Annotated in this window: 11 protein-coding genes; 10 read left to right on the top strand and 1 reads right to left on the bottom strand. The window is 45.5% G+C overall.

The features are described from left to right. The first annotated feature begins 156 nt into the window (after window positions 1-156). From ACRRS0_RS18715 to ACRRS0_RS18695, 5 genes are all read left to right on the top strand, one after another. The gene (locus tag ACRRS0_RS18715; RefSeq protein WP_016400812.1) at window positions 157-495 is read left to right on the top strand and encodes a P-II family nitrogen regulator; all 339 of its coding nucleotides are present in this window, start codon (window positions 157-159) and stop codon (window positions 493-495) included. 48 nt (window positions 496-543) lie between these two features. Continuing rightward, on the top strand, window positions 544-1,815 hold the full coding sequence (locus ACRRS0_RS18710) for an ammonium transporter (RefSeq protein WP_432456071.1): 1,272 nt from the start codon (window positions 544-546) through the stop codon (window positions 1,813-1,815). Between the two features lie 138 nt (window positions 1,816-1,953). Next, window positions 1,954-2,982, top strand: a complete 1,029-nt coding sequence (locus tag ACRRS0_RS18705) for an extracellular solute-binding protein (RefSeq protein WP_432456072.1) — start codon at window positions 1,954-1,956, stop codon at window positions 2,980-2,982. A 94-nt stretch (window positions 2,983-3,076) separates the two neighbouring features. Continuing rightward, window positions 3,077-4,753 (top strand): ABC transporter permease, encoded by a 1,677-nt coding sequence (locus ACRRS0_RS18700; protein WP_432456073.1) that lies wholly within the window; start codon window positions 3,077-3,079, stop codon window positions 4,751-4,753. A gap of 15 nt (window positions 4,754-4,768) precedes the next feature. Next, a complete protein-coding gene (locus tag ACRRS0_RS18695) occupies window positions 4,769-5,821 on the top strand; it encodes an ABC transporter ATP-binding protein (RefSeq protein ID WP_432456074.1) in 1,053 nt (350 codons plus the stop codon). Window positions 5,822-5,844: 23 nt separating this feature from the next. Here the strand turns inward: ACRRS0_RS18695 and argR are convergent, their stop codons facing one another. Then, on the bottom strand, window positions 5,845-6,312 hold the full coding sequence (gene argR, locus ACRRS0_RS18690) for a transcriptional regulator ArgR (RefSeq protein WP_432456075.1): 468 nt from the start codon (window positions 6,310-6,312) through the stop codon (window positions 5,845-5,847). A gap of 188 nt (window positions 6,313-6,500) precedes the next feature. Between argR and ACRRS0_RS18685 the strand changes: the two genes are divergently transcribed. The 5 genes from ACRRS0_RS18685 to rlmB all read left to right on the top strand — a co-directional run bounded on the left by ACRRS0_RS18685 (window position 6,501) and on the right by rlmB (window position 12,485). Further along, window positions 6,501-7,208, top strand: a complete 708-nt coding sequence (locus ACRRS0_RS18685) for a transporter substrate-binding domain-containing protein (RefSeq protein WP_432456076.1) — start codon at window positions 6,501-6,503, stop codon at window positions 7,206-7,208. Between the two features lie 179 nt (window positions 7,209-7,387). Then, on the top strand, window positions 7,388-8,320 hold the full coding sequence (gene mdh, locus ACRRS0_RS18680) for a malate dehydrogenase (protein ID WP_432456077.1): 933 nt from the start codon (window positions 7,388-7,390) through the stop codon (window positions 8,318-8,320). Between the two features lie 114 nt (window positions 8,321-8,434). Further along, window positions 8,435-9,148 carry a tetratricopeptide repeat protein gene (locus ACRRS0_RS18675; RefSeq protein ID WP_432456078.1) on the top strand — a complete coding sequence of 238 codons (714 nt, stop codon included), beginning with the start codon at window positions 8,435-8,437 and terminating at the stop codon, window positions 9,146-9,148. Between the two features lie 77 nt (window positions 9,149-9,225). After that, window positions 9,226-11,754, top strand: coding sequence for a ribonuclease R (gene rnr, locus ACRRS0_RS18670; protein WP_432456079.1), 2,529 nt, complete (start codon window positions 9,226-9,228; stop codon window positions 11,752-11,754). Then, entirely contained in the window at window positions 11,748-12,485 is a 738-nt protein-coding gene (gene rlmB / locus ACRRS0_RS18665) for a 23S rRNA (guanosine(2251)-2'-O)-methyltransferase RlmB (RefSeq protein ID WP_432456140.1), read from the top strand. Before rnr ends, rlmB begins: the two co-directional genes overlap by 7 nt. The last annotated feature ends 109 nt before the right edge of the window (window positions 12,486-12,594 follow it).

Here is a 12,594-nt window from a genome sequence, read left to right as displayed (position 1 = left end):
AGAAAAATAATAGCACCTAATTGGTGCGAACGACTATTTCATCCGAATGCAATATATTGTTAACTTATTGAATTTAATGCTTAAAATCGTATTGGCATGGCGTTTGTTAGTACTTATATGAGAAACGTTAATCGATGACTCTTTGGAGGAGCTCAAATGAAACTAATAAGCGCGATAATCAAGCCATTCAAATTGGATGACGTGCGAGAAGCCATTGCTGAAGTAGGTGTTGATGGTTTGACTGTATCAGAGGTGAAAGGCTTTGGTCGTCAGAAAGGTCATACCGAATTATACCGCGGTGCAGAGTACCAAGTAGATTTTCTACCCAAAGTTAAACTGGAAATTGCAACCAGCTCTGAAAATGTCGATCGCATTATCGAGGCAATTTCTAGCGCGGCTTACACCGGCAAGATCGGTGACGGTAAGATTTTTGTTTACGACTTAAGCAATGTGGTACGGATTCGTACTGGCGAAATGGATGCAGAGGCTATTTAAGTACAACTTAACTAGCTATTTAATAAGGATTACGGGGAAGTAATAATTATGGAAAACGAAATTTATCAACTGCAATATGCGATGGACACCTTTTACTTTTTGGTGTGTGGCGCGCTGGTGATGTGGATGGCTGCTGGTTTCTCAATGTTAGAAGCTGGCTTGGTTCGAGCTAAAAACACCACTGAAATTTTAACCAAAAATATCGCGCTTTACGCAATCGCTTGTATCATGTATTTGATTTGTGGTTACTCAATCATGTATGGCGGCGGTATATTCCTCTCTGGTATAGAAGCCTTCGATTTGGCGGGTGTTTTGTCAGCTAAGCAAGAAGCAGGCTTTGACGGTGGTAGTGTTTATTCAGCGGCTTCAGATTTCTTCTTCCAAGTGGTATTTGTGGCAACCGCAATGTCAATCGTATCGGGCGCTGTAGCTGAGCGTATGAAGCTTTGGGCATTCTTAGCATTTGCCGCTGTTCTTACTGGTTTCATCTATCCGCTAGAAGGTAGCTGGACTTGGGGCGGTGCTGATGTATTTGGTTTATACAACTTAGGCGACCTTGGTTTCTCTGACTTCGCAGGTTCTGGTATTGTTCACCTAGCGGGCGCAGCTGCGGCACTTTCTGGCGTTTTATTACTGGGTGCTCGTAAAGGGAAATACAGCAAAAACGGTGCGGTTAACCCAATTCCTGGTTCTAACATGCCATTGGCGACAGTTGGTACCTTCATTTTATGGATGGGTTGGTTTGGTTTCAACGGTGGTTCGGTGTTGAAATTAGCCGATGCTGCCAACGCTCACTCAGTTGCAATGGTATTCTTGAACACCAATGCTGCTGCGGCCGCTGGTGCTATCTCTGCGCTCATCGTCTGCAAATTGACTTGGGGCAAAGCTGACCTAACTATGTTATTAAATGGTGCCTTGGCCGGTCTTGTCGCGATTACTGCTGAGCCTTCTACGCCAACAGCGCTTGAAGCAAGTATTTTTGGTGCGGTTGCTGGTGTATTGGTTGTTGCTTCAATTGTGTTCTTTGATAAAGTTAAGATTGATGATCCAGTCGGAGCTATCTCGGTTCATGGTGTGGTTGGTCTATTTGGTTTGATGATTGTTCCATTGACTAATGATGGTACAAGCTTTACGGGTCAAATAGCGGGTGCATTAACCATCTTTGTTTGGGTATTCGCAGCGAGCTTCATCGTATGGAGTATCTTGAAAGCGGTCATGGGGATCCGAGTTTCTGAAGAAGAAGAGATGAGCGGTATGGATATGCATGACTGTGGTATCGATGCTTATCCTGAGTTTGTTACGGTTAAGTCTTCTAGCTAAATTCTAAATGCTATCATTAAGGCTCGCATCTGCGAGCCTTTTTTGTTTTTTGCGGATGGTGGATTTAACGAACCCATGTTAACATTAAGTTAAATGCAAATCGTTTTTATTTGATATCTGTATGACAAGGATGGTGTTGTGAAATATTCAGTGTTTTTAATTATAACGATGTTGACTAGTCTGCTGGCTCAGCCTTCATTTGCAGCGCAGGAAGTCAATCTCTACTCTTACCGTCAACCTAGTTTATTGCTACCTTTAACTGACGCTTTTACCCAGCAAACGGGAATTAAAGTGAACGTGGTGCATGCTGAAAAAGGCTTAGTCGAGAAAATTAAAGCCGCTGGGGCGAACAATCCAGCTGACTTGGTTCTTACTGTCGATATCGGTCGTTTAGAAGAAATTCGCGCGGCGGGTTTATTTGCCGCGGTTGACTCTCCCATCCTAAATTCGGTTGTTCCTGCCAATCTACGTCAGCCAGACAATCTTTGGTTTGCGCTTACTACCCGGGCTCGGGTGGTTTATGCCGACAAAGATCGCGTCGCTCCAGGTGAACTCCAGTCCTTGAATGATTTAGCCGATCCGAAGTGGAAGGGGCGGATCTGTACTCGCTCAGGTAAACATGTTTATAACATTGGTCTGATCGCCTCAGTGATTGCTGAAGATGGCGAGGCTGTTGCGGAAAGTTGGTTACGTGGCTTAAAGGCCAATTTAGCGCGTAAACCTCAGGGGAATGACCGTGCTCAGGCCAAAGCGATTTTTGAAGGTCAATGTGATCTGGCTATTGCAAACCTTTATTATATGGGAAAAATGTACTACAACACTAAGAGTCCTGAGCAGCAAGAATGGGCCGAACAGGTGCGAGTTGTGTATCTGGATCAACAAGTGGGTGGGCGCGGTCAGCACATCAATATTTCGGGGGCGGGTTTACTGAAAACCGCTAAACACAAACAAAATGCAATTAAGTTGCTGGAATTTTTGGTGGGCGAACAAGCGCAAACCTTATACGCAACTGCTAATTTTGAAGAGCCGGTTCGTCAAGGGATCCAAACTGACGAGTATATTGAGAGTTTTGGTCAGTTTAAAATTGACCAAGTTTCTTTACAAGCCGTGGCTGAGCAGCGTGCTGCAGCTGCTCGTCTCGTGGATCGAGTGGGTTTCGACCTGTAAGGCATGTTTAAGCCTTAGCTCCTTGTTAGTGAATCAAAGCTGGCCCTTGGTCAGCTTTTGCGATTCAATCCGCCGTCATCGTATTTAGGAAACTATGAACATCGTTACCAAGTTTACGCAGAGGCGTTTTTTGGCAAAATGGGTGCTGACCGATCCTTGGGTTTGGTGTGGTTTGGTTATCGCATTGTTGGCACTGATGCCTATTGCTACTTTGTTCACTTTAGCCTGGGCAAGCAATCAGCAGATCTGGCAGCATCTATTGGATACGGTATTTTGGGTTTATTTAAAAAACACCTTAATACTGTGCCTGGGCGTTGCACTATTCACTAGTGTCATTGGAACTGGTGCAGCATGGTTAGTCACGCGCTTTGATTTCCCTTTAAAGTCGTTACTGGTGTGGGCTTTATTACTGCCGCTAGCTGTGCCCAGTTATATCTTAGCCTTTGTGATTACCGATCAGCTTGAGTACGCAGGCTTTGTTCAAAAAAGCTTAAGACTGCTGTTTGGCTGGCAGACGGCGCGCGAGTATTGGTTTCCTGAGATCCGCTCTATTGAAGGGGCAATTACAGTACTAAGTTTAGTGCTTTATCCCTATGTCTATTTATTGGCTCGGGCGGCTTTTGTTGAGCAAGCAGCGCAGTTGTATGAGATGAGTCGTTGTTTGGGTAAAAGCCAGACGCAAAGTTTTTTTAGAGTCGCTTTGCCCTTAGCCAGACCCGCGATTATTGTCGGGGTTACCTTAGCATTGATGGAAACTATTAATGAATTTGGCACGGTGGAGTTTTTTGCGGTGCCAACATTGACCGCAGGGATTTTCGATGTCTGGCTTAACATGAGTAGTTTGTCTGCTGCAGCGCAACTGGCTTTAATGTTAGTTAGTTTTTCGATTATTTTACTTGCTTTAGAGCGTTATAGCCGGCATGCGGGCAAGTTTTATAAATTGACTGGCCAATCCACTGCCATGTTTGCTGAGCCGCTAACTGGCAGTAAAGCCTATCTCGCCACCTTTCTGTGTGTATTGCCAATCGGTCTCGGTTTTATATTACCAGTAACGGTGCTGATTCATTATGCTTTGGGTAATCTTGACGCTGGCCTGGAACAATATTTAAGTAATGCTTGGAATAGCTTTTCTTTAGCAGCCATGGCAGCGTTGTTTACAACGGCTTTAGGTTTGCTGCTGGCTTACGGTGTTCGCCTATCGAAAAGCCATAAGATGCGCAGTTTAGCTGAACTAGCGACTCTAGGTTATGCCATTCCGGGGGCGGTATTAGCGGTGGGGATCCTCTATCCTTTGGGCTTACTAGACAACGCCATCGATGGTTTAATGATCGCCTGGCTGGAACATCCGGTTGGATTAATATTTACTGGCAGCAGTGCTGCATTGGTATTGGCTTACGCCTTGCGTTTTATCGCCTTAAGTTATCGAACGCTAGATGCCAGTTTGACTAAAATCACCCCTGAGATGGATGATGCTTCGCGGGTATTAGGCAGTCGTTCGGGAAGAACCTTATGGCGTATTCACTTCCCTTTGCTCAGACCAAGCTTACTGACGGCGATGTTGTTGGTTTTTGTCGATAGCATGAAGGAACTGCCCATCACTCTTATTCTAAGACCATTCAATTTTAATACTTTGTCCACCCAAGTGTGGGACTTAGCCTCATTAGAACAGTTAGAACAGAGTGCTTTGGCGGCACTCACCATTTTGCTGGCTGGTATTATTCCGGTGATCATCATGAGCCGCAATATTGGTTTATCAGAGCCTCGTCGATAAGGAAGTTTAGCCTCCATGAGTATAGAGTTACGCCAAGTTAATCATTACTACGGTAAGCAGCAAGCACTAAAAGATGTTAGTTTAACGGTGGATAGCCACCAAATTGTTGCCTTACTTGGGCCATCAGGTTGTGGAAAAACCACCTTACTAAGATTGATTGCTGGTTTAGAACGTTTGCAAAGCGGTGAGCTTTATTTGCAACAAAAATTAGTGGCAGCGCCCGCTAAAGGGATTCATCTGCCTCCTGAGCAACGTGCGATAGGCATGATGTTCCAAGACTACGCGCTCTTTCCGCACATGACTGTTCGCGCTAATATTGAATATGGTTTCGCTACTCGTCAAGACCTACCGCAACGACGTCAATGGGTTCAAGATAGCTTAGCAAACATGGGCATGAACGGTTTGCTGGAGCGCTTCCCACACACTTTATCCGGAGGTCAGCAGCAACGTGTCGCCTTACTTCGGGCGCTTGCTCCTGAGCCAAGTACGCTGCTACTTGACGAACCATTCTCGGCCTTAGATGAGCATTTACGTCAACAGGTGCGAGAAGAAACCCTCGATATTTTAAAGAAGAGTGATACGCCGGCGTTAATGGTCACCCATGATCCTTTCGAGGCAATGTTTATTGCCGATCGAATTGTCGTGATGGAGCAGGGTAAAATCATTCAAGATGACACGCCACAACAACTCTACAATCAGCCAAAGAATGCTTTTGTTGCCGCTTTATTTGGCCCGAGTAATCGATTTTCCTCCAAGGTGCGGCAAGGAAAAGTGGTGACGGCTCTGGGCTCATTTGCGGCAGAGCAATTTGCCGACGAGCAAGCAGTTGAAGTGATCGTGCGGGCCAAAGATGTCATGGTTCATCAACTCGAAAATAGTGAGATGATTGAAGCAACTATCATTTCAGTTCATCCCATGGGTAACGAAACCCATTTTAGGCTACGATTAGCCGCGCTACCAGAGCAGGTTTTACATGCTCGCATGCGCGATCATTGGCAGGCTGAACCTGGGGTTAAAGTTTGGTTATCGGTGGAACATTTAGCGGCTTTTGTCTTCCCCAAAGCTTAGTTTGGGGAAGGGGCCATTAGGTGCTAACTGATTTCGAATAGTTCTTTGACTGATTGAAATACGTCAGCAATGTCAATTTGACGGGTAGGGGTGATAAAAATGGTATCGTCTCCGGCAATGGTGCCAAGGATCCCTTCGGCCTTACCTAAAGAATCCAATAGGCGAGCAATTAATTGTGCAGCCCCTGGGCTGGTATGAATGACAATTAGTGCATCGTTGAAGTCCATTTCTAAAACCAAGATTTTAAGTTGGCTAGAAACGGTCGGGACCCCCAATTCGGCAGGTAAACAGTAAACCATTTCCATCTTGGCATTGCGGGTGCGAACCGCCCCAAATTTGCTCAACATTCGTGAGACTTTAGATTGGTTAATGTTTTCAAAACCTTGCTCCTGCAAGGCGGTCACGATTTCAGCTTGCGAACCAAATCGTTCTTCTTTTAACAGTGATTTAAAGGCTTTTATTAACTGTTCTTGTTTATCGCTATATTTCATCGGTGATCCGAGCTTATAAATCCGCAGTTATTGTCGCCAACTTTAACTCTTATATCAACTTTATTCCCCTTTTGTGCATATAAATGCATAGTTTGGCACACTATTCGGTAGTGAAGTTCTCGCTATGAGTTGTTCGAGTGAGCAAAGCTGCATTATCATAGTTATAAAGACATGATGAGTAATCACTTATGCGCTGCAAATTTTTGTTATTTCTATCCTTAATATTGATACATTTTGCTCAGGCAGAGGAGCTACCATTACGGGTTGTCACCGAAGCTTCATATCCGCCTTTTGAGTCGTTTGACCAAAATAAGCAGCTGGTGGGTTTTGATATCGATCTCGCGAAGGCCCTCTGTATGCAGATGAAAAGAGAGTGTCAGTTTTATCACCAACCCTTCGATAGTCTATTGGGCAGTGTGGCGGTTGGGCACTATGATTTTGCGATTTCAGCCTTGGATATTACTGAGCCTCGCCAGCGTTTAGTGAATTTTAGCCACGCTTATTTTGACAATATCGCAGTCTATATTACCAAAGCTGAGTATAAGCTCACATCTCAGTCGGTGGTTGCAGTACAGAATGGTTCCAGTTTCCAGCGTTTCTTGCGTCGCCAACGTAAAGCCATATTCTCTATTTCTTACCCTAGTTATCAATTGGCTTTGCAGGATTTGCTGCAAGATCGTATTGATGCTGTGCTGCTGGATTCTGCTGCGGCGCATTATTGGTTAGTAAAACACCCACAATATGTGCTCCAAACTGATAGAACTTATCCAGCAAGTGGTTTAGGTATTGCTGTGTCGAAACAAGATCAGCGTTTACTCCAGAAAATTAACGACGCATTGAAAGTGTTAAAAAGTAATGGCGAGTATCAGGCTATCTACCAAGCTTATTTTAAGTAGCAAATACAGTTAGACCAAGGTCTAAAACGGGTTGTTAAAGTGTGATTGAGTCGGTCTTTTAGTGTTTTATAGTTGCTTTAAAAATGTTGCTAAATTGTATTTCTTTATAGATTCCGCTATCTTGTGTGTGTCTTTAAAGATTACCCCTCTACCACAATAAAAAAGCATGGAGAAGTTGGATGAAAGTAGCCGTATTAGGTGCCGCTGGCGGAATAGGTCAAGCCCTTTCATTACTATTAAAAACTCAATTACCTGCGGGTTCTGAACTTTCACTTTATGATATCGCTCCTGTTACTCCTGGGGTTGCGGTTGATTTGAGCCATATCCCGACTCAAGTCGCAATACAAGGATTTGCAGGAGAAGACCCGACACCTGCCTTGGAAGGTGCTGACATTGTATTAATTTCAGCGGGTGTGGCGCGTAAACCTGGAATGGATCGCTCTGATTTATTTAACATTAATGCAGGTATTGTTAAAAATTTAATTGAAAAAGTTGCCGCGACTTGCCCAAGCGCGTGTATTGGTATTATCACCAACCCTGTCAATACGACTGTGCCTATTGCCGCGGAAGTACTAAAAAAGGCGGGTGTTTACAATAAGAGTAAACTTTTTGGGGTGACAACCCTCGATGTGATCCGCTCAGAAACTTTTATTGCGGAAGCCAGAGGCCTCAACCCTGCAGATATAAAACTTAATGTGATTGGTGGTCACAGCGGGGTGACAATTTTACCTTTGCTATCGCAACTAGACGGTATTGAATTTAGCGATGATGAAATCGCTGCCATGACCACGCGAATTCAAAATGCGGGCACCGAAGTCGTGGAAGCCAAAGCTGGTGGTGGCAGTGCTACGCTTTCGATGGGGCAGGCCGCAGCACGTTTTTGTCTCTCTTTAGTGAAAGCTGCGCAAGGTGAAGACGTGATTGAATGTGCCTATGTTGATGGCGGCAGTGAGCACGCTCAGTTCTTTGCTCAACCAGTTCGCTTAGGTCCGCAAGGCGTGGTTGAAATTTTACCTTATGGTGAAATTAGCAGCTTTGAAAAATCAGCTATCGATGGCATGTTAGATACCTTACATGGTGATATCGATAAAGGAATTGAATTTGTGAGTTAATCTTAGCGAATTCAGGTCAAGGAGTGCTTGCACTCCTTTTTTGTATTTGAAAAGTCGCTTTAGTTTTGTTTCAAAGTGCCGATAGCCTAGAGGTGAACGGTATAGGAACGGCAAATGAACAAGTATCTTCCCCCATTGTTACTGTTGGCGAGCTTAACGACTCCGGTTTTGGCTGAACCTATCGAGCCCTTGTCGGTGGATGCTGAATCCGAGCAAACTGCTGCACCAACTCAAATAGTTGATTCCACAGAGTACACTAGCCCTTCTGATATTGACGCGGTTCAGCTTTATAAACAAGGGGAGCTGATTTCTTGGATTAATAAAAATCAGCATCTGGCTCGCGTTAAAGCCGATGATTGTCAGTTGGTCGAAGATATTGAGGCTCGCGCCGAAAAAGTTGCAATTCCTGCCTATCAATTTTTATGGGGGGATATGCTGGCTTGGGGGGTCTGCGTGGAAGCAAACCCTGAACTAGGTATCATGTATATGTGGCGAGCCGCCAATCAAGGTTTAGCGGCAGCGATGGAACAACTGGGTCGTTATTATGCGACAGGAACGTTGGTGCAACAAGACGTGACCAAGGCTATTCCCTTGCTACGTGAAGCGGCTGGTCAGGGTTTTTTACCTGCTCAGTTGCGCTTGGTTTCCTTGTACGTTGAGGGCGAGGGCAGTCCTTATGATTACGAAGATGCCTATCGTTGGTTACATCATTCGATTATTGCAGACAAAAAGACTCACCTTCAGGCCAGTCAATTATTGGCGTCTTTGGCCCAAAAAATGCCTGATTATGTGGTCGAAAAAGCTAAAGCAAGCAACCAACCCTACTAAAGCCTTACTTAAAGCATTACCATAGGGCTATTCTATAAGGAATATCCCTTTATTTGCTCAACTTAGCAGGTTAGTTAATGCAAAATCAGGCTGTATCGGCCACTCTCAAAGTCAGTTTATTAGCGGCGCTAGAACAAGAAATGGCACCCGTTTCTATAGAGTGGTTACAAGCTTTAGTGACGCCAGAACAGGCACCCCAATTCACTGCGACCTTGGCACACTTATTAGAAGAAGGCCTATTAGTCACTACTCGGATCGGCGCTTATACCTTGCCAGAGCGTTTGGGCTTGGTTACTGGCACGGTGATTGGTCACCGTGACGGCTTTGGTTTTTTGAATACGACTCAAGAAGGGCCGGATCTATTTTTGTCGGCCAAAGAAATGCGTAAGGTTTTTCATAATGACTTTGTGCTGGCCGCTCCATCCAGTATCGATAAGCGTGGTCGTCGCGAAGGACAAGTCATCAAGCTGCTTAAGCTGCGTAAGCTTAAACTGGTGGGGCGCTATTTTGTTGAAGGCAACCACCGTTACGTGGTACCGGAAGATCCTCGGATTAATCAAGATATTTTAATTGGTAAAAATGATACTGCCGGGGCGCGTCAAGGCCAAGTAGTGGTGATTGAAGTGTTGAGTCGTCCCTCGGCTCCGAAGCTTGCTGTTGGTAAAGTCATTGATATTCTTGGTGACAAAATGGCGCCGGGGATGGAAGTTCAGGTAGCGCTGCGCAATCACGATATACCACACGAGTGGCCTAAATCGGTGATTAAGGCGGTGAATAAGCTTGAAGAAGAAGTTGATGAAGCGGCTAAACAAAATCGGGTTGATTTACGTAAGTTACCATTGGTTACCATCGATGGGGAGGATGCTCGCGATTTCGATGATGCTGTTTATTGTGAAGCGAAAAAATCTGGCGGCTGGCGTTTATGGGTGGCGATAGCCGATGTATCCTATTATGTTCGCCCCGACGCAGCCTTAGATAAAGAAGCTCTCAATCGCGGGAATTCGGTCTATTTCCCCGATCAGGTGATCCCGATGCTGCCGGAGCTGTTATCTAATGGCTTGTGCTCGTTAAACCCCCAGGTGGATCGTTTGTGCATGGTGGCAGAAATGACTATTTCGGCGGCAGGGCGCTTATCGGGCTATAAGTTTTATCAGGCGCTGATGCACTCCCATGCTCGATTCACCTATAACAAGGTGGCCGCTATTCTCGATGGTGATGAAGCCTTAAGTGCACGTTATGTCCAGCAAGTCCCTCATTTACAAGAGCTACACCGTTTATATAGCGCATTAAAAATCAGCCGAGCTGAGCGCGGCGGTATCGAGTTAGAAACTCAAGAAACCCGCTTCATTTTTAATGCACAGCGTAAAATTGAACAAATTGTGCCGCTGACGCGTAACGATGCGCACAAGATAATCGAAGAATGTATGATTCAGGCAAATGTGGCGGCGGCTAAATTTGTCGAGAAACATCAACAGCCGATTTTGTATCGAGTGCACGATCGTCCTGGAAAAGAGCGACTGACCAATTTCAAAGGTTTTCTTAATGAGTTAGGACTATCACTGGCGGGTGGGGAAGAGCCTCAACCTAAAGACTACTTCAAGTTGGTCGCCGAGATCCAACAGCGGCCCGATCTCGAGCTGATCCAAACCATGTTATTACGCTCGATGATGCAAGCGGTATATCAGCCCGATAATATTGGTCATTTTGGTCTAGCTCTGAAGTCTTATGCCCACTTTACCTCGCCAATTCGTCGTTACCCTGACTTATTATTACACCGAGTGATTAAATATTTGGTGGATAAACAGGCTGCTGAAGCGGCTGGTCAAACTTTAACAAATAAGTGGACGAGCAGTGGTGGCTATTGTTACCAAGTCGATGAGATGGACAAGTTTGGAGAAAACTGTTCGATGACCGAGCGCCGTGCCGATGATGCGACGCGTGAAGTCTCTGATAGTTTAAAGTGCGAATATATGCTTGACCATGTCGGTACAGTATTGCCTGCAACGATTGCTGCGGTCACTGGTTTCGGCTTTTTTGCTCGGCTTGACGAGTTTCATATTGACGGTTTAGTGCATATCAACTCTTTACGTGGTGACTATTATCATTATGATGCAGCTCGCCAATTGTTAGTTGGTGAAAAAACGGGCAAGCGCTTCCGTATTGGTGACTCGCTGATAGTGAAGGTTGCTTCGGTGAATATGGCTGATCGCAAGATGGAATTTATCTTGGTCAATAAAGATGGTCTAGCCGACGAATTTGAGCGCCCCACACGTGCAGGTAAAGATGGGGGGCGTGGTAAGCGCTTTGTTAAAACCGGTGAGCAAGACGAAACGAGTAAGCGTGCAGGAAAAGGTAAAAAGCCGCGGCATCGCGACCTTAAAAACAAAGGGAAACGACGTCAGCCCAGCGCGAGCAGTACGCAAGATAGCAGTGCGGAGAATAAAGGTGGCTTTAGCCCTTGGCAGCAACGGGATCCGGCAGCAAAAAAAGCCAAGCCAAGTCCTGAGTCTCAGGCGAAGCCGCGTAAAAAGCCGAAGAAAAAACGCAAGCAACGCCCTGGAAAACAAGAGCGCACAGCCGCTAAACAACAGAAGAACAGATCATGAGCCAACAAGTAATTTATGGCCTGCACGCGGTGCAAGCATTATTAGAACGCAGTCCCGAGCGCATTATTGAAGTTTTTGCCTTAAAAGGTCGCCAAGATGAACGCTTACTTCCTTTACTGAACGAGCTACGTCGTTTGGGCGCGTCGGTGCAATTTATGCCACGTAAGGCTTTGGACGATAAAGCCGAAAGCACTCAGCACCAAGGTATTGTGGCACGAGTGAAAGCCAGTCGCGGATATAATGAGCACGATCTTAAATCATTGGTTGAATCATCGACGGCACCATTATTTTTAATCTTAGATGGTGTCACGGACCCGCATAACTTAGGCGCTTGTTTACGTAACGCCGATGCCGCGGGAGTTGTGGGGGTGATTGTGCCGAAAGATAACTCGGTGCAGTTAAATGCGACGGTACGTAAAGTCGCCAGTGGTGCTGCCGAAACCGTGCCATTAGTCGTGGTTACTAATCTCGCTAGAACCTTGCGTGAGTTACAACAGCTAGGAGTGTGGGTTGTGGGAACGGCGGGTGAAGCTGAGCAATTTATTTACGATACCAAATTGCAAGGGCCAATGGCGATAGTGATGGGCGCAGAAGGGAGTGGTATGCGCCGCTTAACTCGGGAAACCTGTGATGAACTCGTGAAACTGCCGATGTTAGGCGCAGTATCCAGTTTGAATGTATCGGTTGCTGCAGGTATTTGTTTGTTTGAAGCGGTTCGCCAGCGCCGTTAGGCCTGAATTCGCTCTTTTATAAAAGCTGATTAAAAGCCACCGCATAGTTAATCTTACGGTGGCTTTAATTTAGCTTGATTAAATTCTCGCCTTCACATAGAATCAGCGC

The sequence above is a fragment of the Agarivorans sp. QJM3NY_29 genome, assembly GCF_050870835.2.
GTDB lineage: Bacteria > Pseudomonadota > Gammaproteobacteria > Enterobacterales > Celerinatantimonadaceae > Agarivorans.
The sequence above is the reverse complement of the archived record's forward strand: the minus strand, read 5'-3'. Positions and strand labels throughout refer to the sequence as shown.